Annotated in this window: 17 protein-coding genes and 1 pseudogene; 15 read left to right on the forward strand and 3 right to left on the reverse strand. The window is 45.6% G+C overall.

What is annotated here, in order from left to right; translation table 11 throughout:
* Positions 1–20: 20 nt before the first annotated feature.
* Both ACL9RM_RS10155 and ACL9RM_RS10160 read right to left on the reverse strand, forming a co-directional pair.
* Positions 21–1,106, reverse strand: a complete 1,086-nt coding sequence (locus ACL9RM_RS10155; protein WP_069290106.1) for a WXG100 family type VII secretion target — start codon at positions 1,104–1,106, stop codon at positions 21–23.
* Positions 1,107–1,377: 271 nt separating this feature from the next.
* Entirely contained in the window at positions 1,378–2,124 is a 747-nt protein-coding gene (locus ACL9RM_RS10160; protein ID WP_250262044.1) for a hypothetical protein, read from the reverse strand.
* Positions 2,125–2,284: 160 nt separating this feature from the next.
* Between ACL9RM_RS10160 and ACL9RM_RS10165 the strand changes: the two genes are divergently transcribed.
* From ACL9RM_RS10165 to ACL9RM_RS10185, 5 genes and pseudogenes are all read left to right on the forward strand, one after another.
* Positions 2,285–3,211, forward strand: coding sequence for a cell division protein ZipA C-terminal FtsZ-binding domain-containing protein (locus tag ACL9RM_RS10165; protein WP_250260775.1), 927 nt, complete (start codon positions 2,285–2,287; stop codon positions 3,209–3,211).
* A gap of 20 nt (positions 3,212–3,231) precedes the next feature.
* Entirely contained in the window at positions 3,232–3,933 is a 702-nt protein-coding gene (locus ACL9RM_RS10170; protein WP_250266407.1) for a DUF1963 domain-containing protein, read from the forward strand.
* Between the two features lie 173 nt (positions 3,934–4,106).
* Positions 4,107–4,367: a DUF6097 family protein gene (locus ACL9RM_RS10175; RefSeq protein ID WP_250260777.1), complete on the forward strand. Its 261-nt coding sequence runs from the start codon at positions 4,107–4,109 to the stop codon at positions 4,365–4,367.
* Positions 4,368–4,419: 52 nt separating this feature from the next.
* Positions 4,420–4,887: a hypothetical protein gene (locus ACL9RM_RS10180; protein ID WP_039274394.1), complete on the forward strand. Its 468-nt coding sequence runs from the start codon at positions 4,420–4,422 to the stop codon at positions 4,885–4,887.
* A 78-nt stretch (positions 4,888–4,965) separates the two neighbouring features.
* Positions 4,966–5,762, forward strand: a pseudogene (locus tag ACL9RM_RS10185) (hypothetical protein).
* A 29-nt stretch (positions 5,763–5,791) separates the two neighbouring features.
* Here the strand turns inward: ACL9RM_RS10185 and ACL9RM_RS10190 are convergent.
* A complete protein-coding gene (locus tag ACL9RM_RS10190; protein WP_039274397.1) occupies positions 5,792–6,214 on the reverse strand; it encodes a hemerythrin domain-containing protein in 423 nt (140 codons plus the stop codon).
* 169 nt (positions 6,215–6,383) lie between these two features.
* On the opposite strand from ACL9RM_RS10190, the gene ACL9RM_RS10195 reads away from it, so the two are divergent.
* The 10 genes from ACL9RM_RS10195 to narI all read left to right on the forward strand — a co-directional run bounded on the left by ACL9RM_RS10195 (position 6,384) and on the right by narI (position 18,773).
* Positions 6,384–7,172: a YwiC-like family protein gene (locus tag ACL9RM_RS10195; RefSeq protein WP_039274398.1), complete on the forward strand. Its 789-nt coding sequence runs from the start codon at positions 6,384–6,386 to the stop codon at positions 7,170–7,172.
* 14 nt (positions 7,173–7,186) lie between these two features.
* Positions 7,187–8,302: a TIGR04053 family radical SAM/SPASM domain-containing protein gene (locus tag ACL9RM_RS10200; RefSeq protein ID WP_039274400.1), complete on the forward strand. Its 1,116-nt coding sequence runs from the start codon at positions 7,187–7,189 to the stop codon at positions 8,300–8,302.
* Entirely contained in the window at positions 8,286–9,707 is a 1,422-nt protein-coding gene (hemG, locus tag ACL9RM_RS10205; RefSeq protein WP_039274401.1) for a protoporphyrinogen oxidase, read from the forward strand. Before ACL9RM_RS10200 ends, hemG begins: the two co-directional genes overlap by 17 nt.
* A 109-nt stretch (positions 9,708–9,816) precedes the next feature.
* Positions 9,817–10,536, forward strand: a complete 720-nt coding sequence (gene ric, locus ACL9RM_RS10210; protein ID WP_039274402.1) for an iron-sulfur cluster repair di-iron protein — start codon at positions 9,817–9,819, stop codon at positions 10,534–10,536.
* 29 nt (positions 10,537–10,565) lie between these two features.
* A complete protein-coding gene (modA, locus tag ACL9RM_RS10215) occupies positions 10,566–11,417 on the forward strand; it encodes a molybdate ABC transporter substrate-binding protein (RefSeq protein WP_039274404.1) in 852 nt (283 codons plus the stop codon).
* On the forward strand, positions 11,414–12,091 hold the full coding sequence (gene modB, locus ACL9RM_RS10220; RefSeq protein ID WP_039274406.1) for a molybdate ABC transporter permease subunit: 678 nt from the start codon (positions 11,414–11,416) through the stop codon (positions 12,089–12,091). The genes modA and modB overlap by 4 nt, the downstream gene beginning before the upstream one ends.
* Positions 12,092–12,289: 198 nt before the next feature.
* A complete protein-coding gene (locus ACL9RM_RS10225) occupies positions 12,290–15,964 on the forward strand; it encodes a nitrate reductase subunit alpha (RefSeq protein WP_039274407.1) in 3,675 nt (1,224 codons plus the stop codon).
* Positions 15,954–17,531, forward strand: coding sequence for a nitrate reductase subunit beta (gene narH, locus ACL9RM_RS10230; RefSeq protein ID WP_250260778.1), 1,578 nt, complete (start codon positions 15,954–15,956; stop codon positions 17,529–17,531). The genes ACL9RM_RS10225 and narH overlap by 11 nt, the downstream gene beginning before the upstream one ends.
* Positions 17,524–18,090 (forward strand): nitrate reductase molybdenum cofactor assembly chaperone, encoded by a 567-nt coding sequence (gene narJ, locus ACL9RM_RS10235; RefSeq protein WP_039274409.1) that lies wholly within the window; start codon positions 17,524–17,526, stop codon positions 18,088–18,090. Before narH ends, narJ begins: the two co-directional genes overlap by 8 nt.
* Positions 18,090–18,773: a respiratory nitrate reductase subunit gamma gene (gene narI / locus ACL9RM_RS10240; protein ID WP_081330765.1), complete on the forward strand. Its 684-nt coding sequence runs from the start codon at positions 18,090–18,092 to the stop codon at positions 18,771–18,773. Before narJ ends, narI begins: the two co-directional genes overlap by 1 nt.
* The last annotated feature ends 27 nt before the right edge of the window (positions 18,774–18,800 follow it).

Here is an 18,800-nt window from a genome sequence, read left to right on the forward strand (position 1 = left end):
CTCCATCTGTTAGGTGTATGTCATTTAAATAGTTTGCTGGCCCAACGTATCCCCTTTTCGGCGAATTTGGCGACTTTTCCACCTGCCCAGCTTCCCACCGTACCGCCGACATAAGCACCGACGGCTGCACCGACCGGACCACCGATAGCGCCGCCTACGGCTCCCAAAGCGACAGCACCGCCATAAGTTGCGGCGGTTTTAATCGCTACGTTAGAAGCAGATACAGCCACATCCGTTCCGGTAAGCTTCCCGCTTTTCCATTTTCCAGCCAGACTGATACCCTCGCCCACAATATTCATGGTGGCATTAATAGGGTACAGCTTTTTGGCAATCATGCCGGGAATTTGGCGGGTGGCTATGCCATATCGGCCTTTTTCCACCCCGGCGATGACGTTCCGCGTCCACTGAGGAAAGCTGTTGGCTTTATTGAATCCGAGGCCGAGCTTACCCATTTGAAGCTTTCCAGCTAATCGATCAAAGCCCTTTAACCCCTTCATCACAATACCGGGTTTGGCGAATTGGCGGTTTAGGCTTTTGCCTAAATTACGCATAAAAGCATTGTTACCCTTGCCTTTCACCCATGCCGCATTATGTATAACTGCTCGAGTGGGATTCTTCAGACTTTTCTTGAATTCTACTGTTTTGGTGAGCACAAGTGTGGAAGCCAGACCGCTATATATAGCTGTTCCGGCAAATCCCAGTTGCCCGCGCCATTTATTGGCTTCTGAAATGCTGTTAATGGCTATATCTGCTGGATCGGGTCCTTTTTTCCCGGAAGTTGTCCCTTCACTGCTGCCGATCTGTCCGCTGTGATCTCCTTTATTAATACCCGTGTCTGCTTGGGTATCTGTTTCCTTGAATTTTACTGCAATGGAACGCAGCTCTGTGCTGACAGAACCGACAGTTTGAGTGAAAGCATCCATTTGTCCACGAGCTTTATGAAAATCCTGATAAAAGCGCTGTTGTGTTGTTCCTGCCCAGCTATTTTCCAACATCTGAATATGCTGTGACAGTTGTCCGCAAATTTGTGCCCCCAGCTCACGTGCCTGTGCGAACTGCCTGGAAACCGCCTCTAGTTTCTCAGGAGGAACCATAATTTTAGCCATGATGTCCACCTCGGATGATTAAAATAATTACTTATATTTTAGTGAATCTAGTGGGGGTTAGCAAAAAAAGGAGGGGATTTAAGTGAAAAATAAGTCATTTGTATGAGTTCCTGAGGATTCATAAGGGAGAAAAGTAGGAGTGTTATGATCCGAAGTTCTTATAAGTTATTCATAACGAAAACGAAAAAAGCCCCTCTTTTCAAATGGAGCTTTCCATTAGAAAGAGAGGTCTTCTTGCGTAGAGGCTAATACATGTTTCGCGTCGTATTAATTATTTTAGCGGAATCTGCTTGGACAGCTTTTCAAACTGCTGCAAGTGAGGAGTGACCTTGGCGGTAATTCCTTTAAAATACTTGATGGACGCTTGTCTTTGACGTTCTTTGGTAGCAGTCTCTTCAGGGAACATGGAGTATTCCTTTTGGACAGAGCCATTTTTATAATTTACGGAGAAGAGCTCTCCTTTTTGCCACCTTTGGACCAGATCTTGATTACTGTGCAAGATATTTAACACTTCTTTTCCATTTTTATAAGTGAAGCTGTAGTCTGGATCGGCCACAGCGTGGATTACTTGGTAGCCGTTCTGTAATCCATTGTTCTGAAAAGTACCTACTTGAATCTCGTTCGAACGTACGGTTCCGTCCATTTGCGTCACTTTTTCAGTCTGCGTACCCTTGCCGCTCATCGTGTCATTGTTCCATGTGCCGTTGTATACGATTTTATGATTTTGTCCATCTGCATCCGTGTATTGATTTATATATTTTCCAGTACCTGAACGCTTGCCATTCACAAAATCACCCGAATACTGCTTATATTGGCTCCATTTGATCGTACCACGTCCGTTGGGCTGCCCATTCTCAACCTCTCCATAGTAAGTCGTCTGACCAGATAGCTGAAGCAATTCCCTGGTTGCAGCCGCATTCGCCACAGGTGTACTTACAGACAGCGCTCCAGATATCAGCGATGCGGATACCATAATAGGCAGAGATAGATATTTCCCTTTTTGCCAAAGTTTTTGCATCATGAGTTCTCCCCTTTCGAAGCTTTGAAATTCTAAAAAGTTATGTTCAACAACCCAGCACCGTTTTTATACTATTTTGTGCTTGGTGATTTATAGTTTAATATATATTGAGAATTATAGGAAACTGTAAAGTGAAAACAGCTAGTTAGGAGAGAGATTCATGAATTTACCTGAACATGGGAGTGAGGATGTATCTAGCATCCTTGCCGTGAAGTTGGAATATGAGCCTGTGAAGACCATAAATGGAATCCATCAAGTGGAGCCTGATGCTAATATTTATTGGCTGATTGATGTAGAATTCAGTGGTTTTACGTTGTCAGATGAGGATATTTTGCAATTGCTCAAAGGATATATCGTGTATGGGCATGTCCATGATTTGCAGATGTGGACTAGTGTGGGGCGCAGACCGGCAGGCGAATGCCATTTTGATAAAATCTGTATTTGTATGGATATATTCGATAATGTAGAGATGCAGGTTCGTTTAGATGAAGCCAAGGTTGCAGACTTTATGAACACACTGCCAGCGCGTTTTCAGGAGAAGGGCACCGTTCATGTGCTTCCTCGGGAGGATGCTGCCCGTGCACGTGCAAAAGCGGAGAAACTTAAAGCATTTACAGATCAGGAAGGTGAAAGGGAACACGCTGTCATGCTTAGGCTAGAAGCGGATCAAGGTCAATCTTACTGTGGAGCGGATATCTGGGATGTCATGCTGAGCCTCGGAATGGAGTGGGGAGATATGGATATTTTCCATGCACACCATCACGGTCAGGGAGGCTATGATGAACTATTTAGCGTACATACGGGAACCGAGCCTGGCTTTTTTTGGTTGAGTACACTCGCGGAGGATCGCTTTGCAGATTTGATTTTCGGTATGGATGGGGTACGGACCGTGCAGCCGCAAACTGTGTTTGAGGCGATGTGGAAAAGTGCCGAATATGCACGCGCCAGACTTGGCGGGACATTAGTGAATGAACAGGGTCTGCCAGCTATGCCGGAAGATTATCTACATCAGATTCAAGAGATGGAAGATCAATTAAGTGAGTTTGGATTTAAAGCAGGCGAGGATGTTGTTGCGTTTCTATTCTAGATTAGAAAGGAGTGATTTCGTTGTCCAGCAACTCTATTGAGAAGCTAAGAACGATTCTAAAACGTAAAGCTACTATTTTTCATACAGGGGGTCGCAGACCGTCGGGTTCCCTTGAACAGAGCTGGATTGGTAGAGTTACAGTGGCTTTGCCAACGGAGGAACAACCCATTGATGTACAGGGGAATGTTATGGCTCCGATCATGCAATTGTATTTGCCTGCCTTGCCCTTTGTCCCTGAAGCTATGCACAGTGTCAAGCTGTTGACCGTCTTCCTGTCTCCCGATGTACTGGATCATGAGGACATGGAAGGATATATGTGTATTCGTGAGTATACGTCGGTAGAGGATTTGGTTGAAAAAGATTTTGGTCCGGCATTTATGCAAATCAAAGCATTTCCGCTGTTCCCCGAACTTAAAGAGAATGATTATCCGGTCTGGGACGGTGAAGATATCCCTGAGGAATACGGCGATGTTCTCAACCAGATGGACGAGGAGGAACCCGACTATTTTGAGGACATCGTAGAGGAAATATATGCGGTTCACAAAATCGGTGGCTATCCCAGCTTTATTCAACCAGGCATCGACTTTGGCGAGGGCTATGAATTTGTGTTTCAGATTGCCTCAGATGCCAAAGCCCAATTGAATATTGTGGATGGAGGCAGCTTTTATTTTGCCAAGCATCAGAATGAAGGAGTCTGGCGGGGGTACTTTGATTTTTACTAATAGGCTCATTTAGAGAGCAGTCTGGAACCGATCGTTTTGTAGAGCATGGCAACCCAATATACTCGTAGTTTAGAAGCTATCGAAAATGGAGTGAAAAGATATGAATGTTTTAGCAATATGCGGGAACTCGCGTTTTTCAGCGAGGGCTTGCTAAATACAAAGTAATCAATGTAATGCTTATGATCATATCTGTGATCATATTGCTGGCAGCAGGCATCGTTGCGGCGGTGGAATATTTACAACCAGAACGACATTTGCTGCAAGTGCTGGCGAATGCCATGTTTGACCATTGGGTTCCCTCTATCACTTTGCTCAGTGTTGTATTCGTCGGTGTGATCGTTTTTGCCATCATTAGAAATGTTTATGTCAAGCAATTACATACGCGCGTGCTAGATCGGGCCTGGCAGGCCATTTTCAATCATGTGGACAAATGAGGACAGAGAGTAACTGTAGGAGATTGGCATAATAGCTGAAGGAGTGACAGCAATGAATGACTGGGAATCGGGAATCATTCAGGTCGATGGTGAGCGTGCTATCTACTCATCTTTAACGGAAGATCAGTTGTTAGAGACCACTTGGTATTCGAAATATTTTCATTCTGTAAGAAAGCTAGGGAATGACTACATCTGGTATCATTTCGATCAGGTTTCTTTGCTGTGTCGGCATTTTTTTGTGTCTGTATGCTTTAAGGATACAAACCTAATTGTCGTGGAGATTTCGCTCCAGGGAGATGAATTTCCAACTTCGTGGGATAATTGGTCTGAGGAAGGAGAGAGAAAGCGACAAAGGGAGCATGATCGTTTGTTACAGCAACATTTGTCCGTAAAGCCAAGCTATCGTCAAACAAAGCCTTACCCCTATATGGAATATGAACTGAACTGGGGGAAAATCTCTTCTTATTTTGACCCCCGGTCGGGAAATACGGCCATTGCTTTTAAGTATAAAGATGAGTAGTGATCTTACATAAAATACATGACAACCCTGCTCTTTGTGCTGGAGGTGAGGGTGTTGGATGAGTAAGGGAGATGTGTTGTGGATAAAAAGGCGAAAAAAATACTGATGAACACATTCTGGTCCTCTAGCGGCTGGAAGCAGGACGGGGATCTTTTTCGGGTGAGGATTTTGAATATGCCAAAAGTAAGGGCTTGATGTTCGATCCGATCACCATTACACATAACGAGATTATAAACAGGCTGCATGAGCTGCACCAGCAAAAGGCTACAAAAGAGCGAGTGGCAGTAGCGTTTTTGCACAGTCTTTCCACGAAAAAGGTTCATTTACGAAGCGCCTTATCGAGCTGGGCATTAACCGCAGGGCTTCCTTTGCACACCTATGGGGAGCGGCCTGTCGTCTTGCCCAATTACAGTAGCTGTGGGGATTGTAATTTTAATAAATTGATGTCTGATAAGGAATATGTCAATGAAGATTTGAATGTACTGAATTTTGAACGAATCAAATGGGGCGGTATTCGTCTGAACCACCTTCTGTATTGCTGGATGGACCTTGAATTGTTCAGTCAAGAAGAGGCTGTTCAGATTTCCGATGAGGATCTGACTATACTTCATAACATGCTCGAAGCTGTTCAGAACTGTGATGCTCAAAGCAGTGCACGTCAATTGGAAAAGCGCTGGAAGGATGTGTTTCCATCCAGCAAAAACGAGCGTGATGTAGTCATGGAGGTGTGGGGATATGCCGGACTGCTGGTTCCACAGGACACGCCTCGTAAACGACAGCACGGCAATCATGATTTTTATTCCGTAGCAGCTTGGCAAGGAGATGACGGATACTCGCAGGAGGCGTTGGACTATTTCTTCGGTACGTTTTTATAGAGAAAGTGAATCGTTATGCCACATCTCGATCATGACGGTTCCTCAAACAACAAACGTTCTTCTTCCCGACTATGGATGGCATTGACAACCAGAAGCGCGTGGAACTGCTGAAGAACTTCAGGCGTAAGCCCTTCTTCACGGATCATGGCTTTGAGCTCTTTTACAATGATTCGGAGCAGATCATGATCCCGTGTAAGTTTGACGACAGCCTCCTGCAGCTCCGGTTTTTTCTCGGCCATTTCCTGATAGAATCCTTCCTCTTCTGCATCAGCATGGCTAAGAATGCGGGTTTCCCAATATTCGATCAAGTGGTCGGCAGCCTGGCGCGCCACCTTGAATTCTTTTGCTTCGAGTAATTCCTCTACTTCTCTCGTCTTATCTAGAGCGCCAGATAGCCCGCCTTGATGAATGGCATGATGAGCAGGCAGTTGACGTAAAGAAGGTCCTCCCATAACAGTTCATCCTTTCTTTGTACCCTTTTTTAGTACAGTATAGCATAAGAAAATAGCGTTATTTTTCCGGTTAGGATTTTCCCCCCTAAGGAAAAGGGAACTCCCTAATTGGTTCAATTTCATATAATACTTAGAATGAAGTTAGAAGATAAAACTCAATCTTGGGGGAATGGATGATGAATCGATTAACCGAAATAACAGACATAAAAAAGATTGTGAAAAAAGGATCAAGGGTTTGAAGGGGATGAGCAGATACATACCCAATCAACATGGAGCTTGGGCCATGCTCATTCTTCCATTTTTATTCGGTTTAGCTGCTTCTCGAGGGGAACTCATTCATATCCCCCTATTTGTGTGCTGGTTTTTTATCTACTTATTCAGTTTTCCTGTCCTCCAATGGATCAAAACAGGCAGCAGTGAAAGATACCGCAAACCCGCCGTTGTATACGGAGTGATATTACTTCCTTTGTTAATTTCACTGATATGGTTTGAGACTGCCTTGATCTGGTATGGAGCTCTTCTATTGCTCTTTTTTATGGCTAATATTTATTTTGCAAAAACGAAAAATGAACGTGCTTTACTCAATGACATTGTTGCAATTCTACTCTTTTGTTCTTTTATATACCCTGTTATTTATATGGGGGGAGGAGAGGATTGGGGAGTAGCAACAGAGCTATTCTTACTTTTGGTGCTTTACTTTATCGGAACTGCTTTGTATGTCAAAACGATCATTCGTGAAAGAAAAAATATACGTTACCATTATGCTTCCGTCATCTATCATTTGGTGATTTTGTTGTTTGCTACTTGCTTAAAGTTACCTCTGTTTATTCCTTTTTTGATTTTTTTGATACGGGCCATATGGCTTCCTAAACTCGGATTAAAGGCAAAACAAGTTGGCATGGCGGAAATTGGATTTTCAATGATGCTCTATGTTTTTGTGTTGTTTTTATACTTCTAAAAGGAGAGACATCAATGATATCTTTGAAAACGCCGCGTGATTATCATACTGATCCGTTTATAGTCATCTGGGAGGTTACACGAGCTTGTGCTTTAAAGTGTCTTCACTGTAGAGCGGAAGCTCAGTACAAACCTGATCCTCGCCAGCTGACACTAGAAGAAGGTAAGAAGCTGATAGATCAAATCGCTGAAATGAATCATCCGTTGGTTGTGTTCACAGGCGGAGATCCTTTGATGCGTCCTGATCTGTTTGAACTGGCTCGATATGCAATTGAAGAGAAAAATCTGTCGGTTTCGATGACCCCCAGTGCCACACCTAAAGTGACACGAGCAGCGGTAGAAAAAGCAAAGCAAGTTGGGTTATCTCGGTGGGCTTTTAGTCTGGACGGTTCATGTGCAGACATTCACGATCATTTTCGGGGTACGGTGGGTTCTTACGATACAACCATGCGAGGAATTGGTTATTTAAAGGAACTGAATATCCCTATTCAAGTGAACACTACGGTGTCCCGGTACAACCTCCATGATCTGGAGCAAATTGCAGAAAGGGTAAAGGAAATGCAGGCCGTGTTATGGAGTTTATTTTTCCTTGTTCCAACCGGACGTGGCATGGAGAAAGATATGATTACTCCTGATGAGCATGAAGCCGTAATGAAATGGTTGTATCAAATACAGCAACAGATGCCGTACGGTGTGAAGGCTACAGAAGCTCCCCACTACCGGAGGGTCGTACTGCAGCAAAAGCACAATGCAGGTGAGAGCAGTGTAGCAGACGGACAAAAGAGGGCAGACGTTTTAGGACGTGCTCCTAAAGGCGTAAATGATGGAGATGGATTTGTTTTTATTAGTCATATCGGAGAAGTATACCCGAGCGGTTTTCTGCCTCTTATGTGCGGGAATGTACGAAACGATAGTCTGGCAGATATTTATCGCAACTCTCCGATCATGATGAATCTTAGAGATAAGTCCCTACTTAAAGGTAAATGTGGAGTCTGTGAATTCAAGGCCATCTGTGGGGGCTCCAGAGCAAGGGCTTTTGCAATAACAGGAGACTATTTGGAGAGTGACCCTTATTGCGCTTATATACCCGGGGTTGGAGAGGAAAAGTGTTTTCATGAAAAAAAGTTCTAAAAAAGTCGTTATTCTCGGTGGAGGAATAAGCGGTTTAAGTGCTGCCTTTTATGTGAAAAAGCTGGCTGAGGATCGGCAGCTTGAAGTGGAGATCACACTGGTGGAGAAAAGTGAACGTCTGGGGGGAAAGCTGCAAACCGTTCGCCAAAACGATTTTATGATCGAAAAAGGACCGGATGCTTTCTTGGCCAGAAAGACGGCAATATTAGATCTGACCATGGAGTTGGGGCTGGAAGCAGAGTTGGTATCGACAAACCCGAAAGCCAAATCTGCTTGCATTTTGCATAAGGGCAAACTTCATACGATGCCGATGGGCTTCATTCTGGGCATCCCAACAAAGCTGACTCCTTTCATTCGGACTGGACTTATTTCTCCACTGGGAAAAGCACGGGCAGCCCTGGATTTAATCATTCCGGCGAAGAAAGGTGATGCGGACGAATCTCTAGGTGATTTTATCAAACGGCGTCTCGGCAAAGAAGTTCTGGACCAGATTACAGAACCTCTGCTGTCTGGAATTTACGCTGGGGATACTCATTCTCTGAGCCTTATGTCAACTTTCCCTCAATTTAAACTAATGGAACAAAAGCATGGAAGTTTGATTAAGGGTATGTCTAAAGGGGCGGGAAAAAAGCCAGCAGTACAAGACAAACTGCCGGATATCGCTAAGAAAAGTATGTTTCTTTCTTATCGGCTAGGATTATCTACGATCGTGGAGCGGCTAAAGGAAAGGCTGGATACCGTACGTTTTGTTATGGGGCAAGGTGTAGTTGAAGTAAGGAAGGAAAGCGGTTATCAGGTCATTTTAGAACACGGACAAAAAATAGATGCGGATGCGGTGATCTGCGCTGTTCCAGCTTTTGAAGCGGCTACATTATTTTCCGGCGTTGCAAGCGCTAGCTGGCTACACAAGATTCACTATGTTTCCGTAGCCAATATTGCTCTTGCTTATAAAAACACAGATCTTAATTTTGCTTTTGAGGGAACGGGATTTCTAGTCCCCCGCAAAGAAGGCAAAAAGATTACGGCATGTACATGGTCTTCGACGAAGTGGAGCCATACTGCTCCTGAAGGATATACGCTTTTACGGACCTACATCGGACATGCAGGCGCACAGGAGTGGATTCAGATGACAGACGATCAACTTGTGGATGCCGCGCGCAAAGATTTGAAAGATTTAATGGGCCTAGAAGCGGAACCAGAATTCGTTGAAGTCAGTAGGTGTGATCGATCGATGCCGCAATATCCGATTGGACACAAAGAGCATATGGCGAAGATGAGACAGGACTTCGCACAGTATTTACCGGGTGTTTTTCTATGCGGTGCCGGCTATGGGGGCGTTGGAATTCCAGATTGCATCGCTCAAGGGAAAGAAGCGGCTGAACAGTTGCTTTCTGATTTGTTATAATCAGGCTCTTTCCACTAGTGAAAGAGGGAACCCCCTGATTGGTTCAGCTTTAAGGGAGACGTAGAATGAAAGTTGAGCATAAAATCGAAGTAAAATGGAGGAATGGAAGATGAGCCAGTTAACGGAAGAAACATGGGTGGCGGATATCGTGAAAGCAGTACCCAAAACGGGAGATCTGTTCCGCAAACTGAGAATTGATTTCTGCTGTGGAGGGAAAATATCGCTCCGTGAAGCAGCAGCCAATCGAGGCCTCCACGCTGGTGAACTGCTGACGCAGATACATGAAGTGGAAGAAAAGCAGGCACAGCATAAGCAATTGCAACCTCCTTCACTCGAACCAAAAGAACTAATCGCCTATATTCAAAATGAGTATCATACGAAGCTTCGGGAAGAACTATCGGCCTTAACGCCGTATGTAACCAAACTAACGCGGGTTCACGGTGAACGTTATTCGCATCTCAAGCGAGTTAATGAACTGTTCACCTTGCTTAAACAGGAATTATCGGAACATATTCAAAATGAGGAGGACCTTGTGTTTCCGATGATTGAAGCATTTTTACAAGAATCAACAGTGGAACGAGCAGATGAGTTGAATCCAATTTTGTCCAAGTTGCAAGACGAGCATCAAACGGTGGTGGAATTCCTGAAGGAAATGCGCTTGATCACAAACGGCTTTGAGCCGATGCAGGAAGCTTGTGGTACGCACCGACTCGTATTGAAGCGGTTAGAAGACCTGGAAGCAGATATTTTTAATCATATTCTACTTGAAAATTGTACACTGATCGAACGTACGAGACAGGCACAGCTAATAGCGAAACCGATTAATTGATGATGAACTAACATGAGGAGCCGAACCAAATGCATAAATTAATTAAAAGTAGCACTGTTTTCGTTTTGGTTATGTCCATCATTTTATTATTATCAGGATGCGGTACGAAACAACAACTAGATTCAAATGTTAGCAGTTCGGATCAGAACGGATCTTCCAGCCAGACATCTTCGAAAACGGCTGAAACTATTGAGCTTACCATATCCGCAGCAGCAAGTTTAACGGATGCGCTCAAAGAAATTCAGCATTCATACGAATCAACCCATACAGGCATTAAATTGAATTTTAACTTCGGCGGCTCTGGTGCGTTGGAAAAACAAATTGAGCAAGGAGCGCCGTCGGATTTGTTTCTGTCCGCTTCGACCAAAAACATGAAGTCCCTTGTTGATCAGCAGTTAATAGATACGAAAAAACAAAAAACGTGGCTGACGAACGAATTGGTCGCGGTTATCTCTGCAGACGGGACGATGAACATCGCGAGTGTTAGCGATTTAACAAAAAAAGAAGTGAAGAAAGTTGCAATCGGAATTCCTGAAAGTGTTCCTGCGGGCAACTACGCACAGGAAGCGCTGACGAAAGCGAAGCTTTGGGACACGTTACAGAACAAGCTGGTTCAAGCGAAAGACGTTAGACAAGTGCTGCAATATGTGGAAACTGGGAATGCAGATGTCGGATTTGTATATAAAACAGATGCATTGACTTCACAAAAGGCAAAAATCGCCTTTGAGGTGAATCCCAAAACCTATTCACCTGTTGAGTATCCAATCGGGATTGTCAAAGCTACAAAGCACATTCAAGAAGCCGAAGACTTTTATGCATACTTACAATCGCAAGAATCTCTGAATATTATGGATAAGTATGGATTTACCATACCGAAGTGAGCATGCAAGATATAGATTGGAATGAATATTGGCCTCCTATCCGATTATCGTTGCAGGTTGCACTGTTATCCAGCGTTCTGGTAATCATATTAGGCTTGCTTGTGGCATGGTCAATGTCGCGGTTGGGATTATTTAAAGGGAAAACGGTTGTTGAAACCGTGCTTATGCTGCCCTTGGTACTCCCACCGACGGTTGTTGGTTTTTTACTGCTCATATTACTTGGACGAAAAAGCGGGTTCGGACGGTTTGTGGAGCAATGGTTTGGCGAGCCTATTATATTCTCGTGGTGGGCAGGGGTTATAGCAGCGGTGGTAGTAGCTTTTCCTCTAGTCTATCGGACGCTGAGAATGGGATTGTCTTCTGTTGACCAGGACTTGGAAAACGCGGGGCGATCGATGGGTGCAAGTGAATGGCAGGTTTTTCGATACATCACCTTCCCTTTAATTTTCCCTTCTTTTAAAGCTGCCTTCATACTCGGTTTTGCCCGCGGTCTGGGCGAATTTGGTGCTACGCTGATGATTGCCGGAAATATTCCGGGTAAAACACAAACGATTCCGACGGCCATTTATATTGCAGTGGATGCTGGTCATCTTCCTATGGCGTGGGCGTGGACATGCTCTATCATACTCATTTCTTTTATCATGCTCCTGTTAACGGGTCAAAAGAACAATTAATTACTTCATACAAGCTTCCCTTTAGCAGGGGGAGGCTTTTTTGTATCTTTCCATAGAACGAGGGATTTCCTGTAGCGCTATAGGACATTCCCTAATGGGAACAGAGATGAATGAATTACATAATGAGAGTAAGCGAATGAGTCTTCCCTTGGAACTTGCGTTGGGATGATTCTTTCTAAAAAGGAGTGTTGGTCATCGATGAAAAAGAAATACAACCTCAACTTTTTTAAACCGATCGAAAGCTATTCGGGAAATTGGTCAATCCTTGAGGAAAAAAATAGAGAATGGGAAAACGTGTATCGTCAGCGTTGGTCTCACGACAAAGTGGTTCGGACGACTCACGGAGTGAACTGCACCGGTTCCTGTAGTTGGAAGGTTTTTGTCAAAAACGGCATCATTACCTGGGAAAATCAACAGATCGATTATCCTTCCTGCGGTGTAGATATGCCAGAATTTGAACCGCGGGGATGCCCGCGTGGGGCTACATTTTCCTGGTATGAATACAGTCCATTACGCGTGAAATATCCTTATATGCGTGGTAAGCTGTTGCGGCTTTGGCAGGCGGCCATCCAGGAGCATGCCAATCCGGTGGAAGCATGGGCAAGCATTGTGGAAGATCCAGAGAAAGCCAAGCTCTACAAATCAGCTCGCGGAAAAGGCGGTCATGTCCGTGTCACTTGGGACGATGTCCTGCGTCTGATCTCGGCACAACTCATCTATACCATTCGTAAATACGGTCCTGACCGGATCGCGGGCTTTACGCCAATCCCGGCGATGTCAATGATAAGCTACGCTTCAGGAGCTCGATTCATTTCGCTACTGGGTGGGCAGATGTTGAGTTTTTATGACTGGTATGCCGACCTTCCTCCTTCATCTCCTCAAATTTGGGGTGAGCAGACGGATGTACCGGAATCTTCTGATTGGTACAATGCGGGTTACCTGATTATGTGGGGATCGAACGTACCGCTTACCCGGACGCCAGACGCTCATTTTATGACGGAAGTACGATATAAGGGAACAAAAGTCGTATCAGTGGCTCCCGACTTGGCGGAGAATGTGAAGTTCGCTGACAACTGGCTTGCCCCAAATCCGGGTACAGATGCTGCCGTAGCCCAGGCTATGACGCATGTTATTTTGGATGAGTTTTACAAAGAGCGCCAAGAACCGATGTTCATTAACTATGCCAAACAATATACGGATATGCCGTTTATGATTCTGCTTGATCCACACGAGGGATCTTGGAAAGGTGGACGTTTTCTACGGGCGAGTGACCTGGGGGATGCTTCGCCGCATGCGGACTGGAAGCCGGTCATATATGACGAAGCGGCGGGGGAAATGCTGGTCCCGAACGGTACGATGGGACAGCGCTGGGAGCAGGATAAGAAGTGGAACCTGATTCTGGAACGGGAAGATGGAACAAAGGTTGAGCCCGCGCTCACTGTGGAAGGTCATGGAGAGCAATGGGAAGAAATCGTATTCCCTTACTTTGATAACGCTGGTAATGGAACGTTCAAACGTGTAATTCCGGCCAAAAAAGTACGCTTGGCAGATGGCTCGGAACGTTACGTAGCAACTGTGTACGATTTGATGATGAGCCAGTATGGTGTCGCACGCAATGACAGCCCTCATAACGCCAAAAATTATTACGACGAAGCTTCGCATTATACCCCTGCCTGGCAGGAGAAGATCACAGGTGTGAAGGCGTCTGTTGTGGTACAGATTGCTCGGGAATTTGCCCAAAATGCTATCGATACTAAAGGTCGCTCCATGATTATTATGGGTGCGGGTATCAACCACTGGTTCAATAGTGACACGATCTATCGGTCCATCTTGAATCTTGTCGTGTTGACTGCTTCCCAAGGTGTAAACGGTGGAGGATGGGCGCATTATGTGGGTCAAGAAAAGCTCCGCCCAATCGAAGGCTGGTCAACGATTGCTTTTGCAAAAGACTGGCAAGGGGCGGCTCGGCAGCAAAATGCTACATCGTTTTTCTACTTTGCAACAGAGCAGTGGCGTTACGAAGAAAGTGGAACAGACACCTTGAAGTCACCGATTGGCGGGGATGTCAGTTACAGACATCCAGCAGACTACAACGTGCTCGCAGCACGTCTGGGTTGGCTACCTTCTTATCCACAGTTTAATAAAAACAGTCTGCTGTTCGCCGAAGAGGCTGCACAATTAGGCAAGAAGTCGAACGAGGACATCATCAATCATTCTGTGGAAGAGATTAAATCACGTAAGACACGCTTCGCTGTAGAAGATCCTGGGGCAGCCGAGAACTTCCCGCGTTCACTCTTTGTTTGGCGGTCAAATCTGATTTCCAGTTCGGCGAAGGGACAAGAGTATTTCATGAAACATTTACTCGGAGCATCTGATGCCCTGCTTGCCCAGCCGAACGAAGAACAGAAACCTGAGGAAATTGTCTGGAGAGAAGATGTAGAAGGAAAACTTGATTTGATGGTTGCACTTGATTTCCGGATGACAACAACTCCATTGTACGCGGACATCGTGCTTCCGGCGGCAACCTGGTACGAAAAAACAGACTTGTCGTCAACAGACATGCATCCTTTCGTGCATCCGTTTAATCCGGCTGTTAACCCTCTGTGGGAATCCCGCGCGGACTGGGATATTTACCGCCAGCTTTCCGAAGTCTTTTCGGATATGGCTAAAGAGTACCTGCCAGGCATATATAAAGACCTTGTGACTGCGCCGCTTGCACACGATAGTATAGGCGAAATTTCACAGCCGATGGGTCTTGTAAAGGATTGGACGAAGGGCGAGATTGAAGCTACTCCGGGTAAAACCATGCCGAATTTCAGCATCATCGAACGCGATTATACTAAAATTCACGATAAATTTATCTCACTCGGTCCGAATTTGACTAGTGGGAAAGCAGGTGCGCATGGCGTCAGCTTCTCCGTAGCGGACGAATATGAGGAAATGAAAAAGTTGAACGGAGTTTATTACGATGAATCCATTAAAGACGGGCTGCCCAAAATCCAGACAGCTCGCCAAGTAGCCAATGCAATTCTTCACCTTTCATCCGCGACTAATGGACGGGTGTCGCAAAAGGCTTATGAGCAGGCAGAAGAGCTTCACGGTGTGGAACTCAAAGATATCTCGGCCGATCGGGCAGCGGAAAGGATCACTTTCCAAAGTATAACGGCACAGCCACGGGAAGTTATACCGACACCAGTATTCACTGGATCGAACAAGAAGGGACGCCGCTATTCACCATTTACAACGAATATTGAACGTCTCGTTCCGTTTCGTACTTTGACGGGAAGACAGCATTTCTATATTGATCATGAGATTTTCCAACAATTTGGGGAATCATTGCCGATCTACAAACCGACGCTGCCGCCAATGGTGTTCGGCCCTCGCGATCGGGAAATAAAAGGCGGGCAAGATTCACTCGTGCTCCGTTATCTGACACCACACGGTAAATGGAATATTCACTCCACCTACCAGGATAACCAGCACATGCTTACACTGTTTCGCGGAGGTCCTACGGTGTGGATCAACAACGAAGACGCAGAGGCACACGATCTTGCCGACAATGACTGGGTAGAGGTATACAACCGTAACGGCGTCGTAACCGCCCGGACCGTTGTCAGCCACCGGATGCCAAGAGGAACGATGTTCATGTACCATGCTCAGGATAAGCACATTCAAGTGCCAGGCTCCGAAATCACGGATACACGCGGCGGTAGTCATAACGCACCTACAAGAATTCATCTCAAACCAACCCAGATGGTCGGTGGATATGCTCAGCTTAGTTATGGATTCAACTATTATGGTCCAATCGGCAACCAGCGTGATGTGTACGTTGCGGTACGTAAAATGAAGGAGGTTAACTGGCTTGAAGATTAAAGCTCAAATTGCCATGGTCATGAACCTGGATAAGTGTATTGGCTGTCATACGTGCAGCGTGACATGTAAAACAACCTGGACGAACCGCAAAGGTGCGGAATATATGTGGTTTAACAATGTGGAAACCAAACCGGGTATCGGTTATCCGAAGCGCTGGGAAGATCAGGAATTATATAAAGGAGGCTGGCAGCTCCGCAAAGGGAAACTGGAACTGAAGTCAGGCAACAAGCTGTCCAAGATAGCACTGGGTAAGATTTTTTACAATCCAGACATGCCGGAAATGAAAGATTATTATGAGCCCTGGACTTATAATTACGAGCAACTGACCAACGCTGGCGAACAGAAGCATTCACCTGTGGCACGCGCGCATTCTGCGATAACGGGTGAAAAAATGGATTTGGAATGGGGTCCAAACTGGGAAGATGATCTGGCGGGTGCGCATGTAACTGGTCCGCTTGATCCAAATATTCAGAAAATCGAAGAAGAGATTAAATTTAACTTTGAGAAGTCTTTCATGGTTTATCTCCCACGGCTTTGCGAACATTGCCTAAATCCAAGCTGTGTCGCGTCATGTCCTTCGGGCGCCATGTACAAGCGGGACGAGGACGGAATCGTGCTCGTGGATCAGGAAGCCTGCCGTGGATGGCGGTATTGCATGACGGGCTGCCCATACAAAAAAGTGTACTTTAACTGGCAGACGAACAAAGCGGAAAAATGTACCTTCTGTTTCCCACGTGTGGAAGCTGGCCTGCCGACAGTCTGCTCCGAGACATGTACAGGACGAATTCGCTACCTCGGCGTTATGCTGTATGACGCGGATCGAGTGCTTGAGGCCGCTTCTACGCAGGATGAGAAAGAGCTTTATAAAGCGCAGTGCGACCTGTTCATGGATCCAAGTGATCCGGCGGTGATTGCTCAAGCGAGAAAAGACGGTATCTCGGAGGACTGGATTGAAGCAGCGCAGAACTCACCTGTCTACAAGCTTGCCATTGAGCACAAGTTGGCATTCCCGCTTCATCCAGAATACCGCACATTACCTATGGTCTGGTATGTACCACCACTTAGTCCGATCATGAATTATTTTGAAGGGAAAGACTCGATTGAGAATCCCGATATGATCTTTCCAGCTATCGAAGAGATGCGTACCCCTATTCAGTATCTTGCCAATATGCTGACGGCGGGCGACACGCAAACCGTGAAGGAATCCTTGCAAAGAATGGCTATGATGCGCTCCTATATGCGTGCCCAATCCACAGGACAATCTTTCGATGAAAGCCGTCTTGAGCGCATCGGCATGACACCGCGGCAGACTGAGCAGATGTATCGGCTTCTGGCGATTGCCAAGTATGAGGATCGTTTCGTCATTCCAACGTCGCATAAAGAAGGATATTCGAATCCGTACCGGGCTCAAGGATCTGCGGGTTACGGCGATACCATGGGAAATATGGGTTCGGGCTCTGGATGTGACGGATGTAGCATGGCAAGTTCAATGGGAATGGAAGAGCCTTTGAAAACGGGCAAAGAAATGTATGAAGAAAACTTCTACGGGGGTATTTGGCGTGATTAATGTAGCGAAGTTGTATGAATGCAAGCCATCATTCGGGTTTTTCGCTCAGCAACTCATGTACCCAGAAAAGCTGGATTTTCATCCGGCTTTTCTGGAAGCATCGTTTGATCCGAACCATCCGGCATATACGTATGCGAACACCTACTGGTCCCTTATGCAAGAGTTCAGTATGGAAGAGATTCAGGAAATGTATACGGAAACCTTTGATTTTCAAAAGAATTGTGCACTATATATGACTTACTTTAAATTTGAAGATGCAAAAGAACGGGGACAAATGTTGGTCAAGTTAAAGGTGCTATATGAGATGTACGGTCTTGAAATGCCAGATGGAGAGCTGCCAGATTACCTTCCGCTCATGTGTGAATTTCTGTATGCCGCCGAATGGGCGCAAGATCCGAAGACGACAGAAAACTTCCGCATGCCAATCGCGATCCTGGAAGACGGCACATATCATTTGCTTAAAGCGCTGGAAAAAATGGAAAGCCCGTATTTTCATCTGGTGAAGGGACTGCGCGAAACGCTTAAAGCTTGCGTAGAACAGGAGGCGGCCGCGCAATGATGATGCTAGAGCAGTTTTTATGGGTCATTTTCCCTTATATGTGCGTGGTCGTCTTTATTGTAGGCCATATTTTCCGCTACAGAAACGACCAGTTCAATTGGACAGCGAAATCAAGTGAGTTTATTGAAAAAAAACAATTGATGATCGGAAGCCTCTTGTTCCACCTGGGTATCATCCCGGTTATTATGGGGCATGTGTCCGGTCTGGGCATACCGAAAACCTGGATGCATGCACTGGGTGTAAATGATCATCTGTATCATATTGGGGCAGTTTATATTGGTGGTATATTCGGAGCCATGACGTTCCTCGGTATGTTGATTCTCACCTCTCGCCGTTTTACAATACGCAATGTGCGCCGTTTAAGTACAGCGTCTGATTTGATCGTAAACGTATTGCTTTTGGCCATTGTATGCATGGGGATGTTTGCGACTCTCGTAACGAATGCGGTACAGCCAGAATTCGATTATCGAGAGACGATCTCAATCTGGTTCCGCGGTTTATTCATATTCCGTGTCGACCCGACACTGATGAGAGACGTACCGATGTCCTTCAAGCTTCATATCCTTATGGCCTTTGCGATTTTTGCATTCTGGCCGTTTACCCGGCTTGTACATGTGTGGAGTGTTCCGTTGAATTATGTGCGCAGAAGTTATATCCTTTACAGAAGACATAAATCGAATTAGGAAAGCGGGCTCTGCCTTCTTTCCTAA

The sequence above is a fragment of the Paenibacillus sp. S29 genome, assembly GCF_049319765.1.
Lineage (GTDB): Bacteria > Bacillota > Bacilli > Paenibacillales > Paenibacillaceae > Paenibacillus > Paenibacillus polymyxa_B.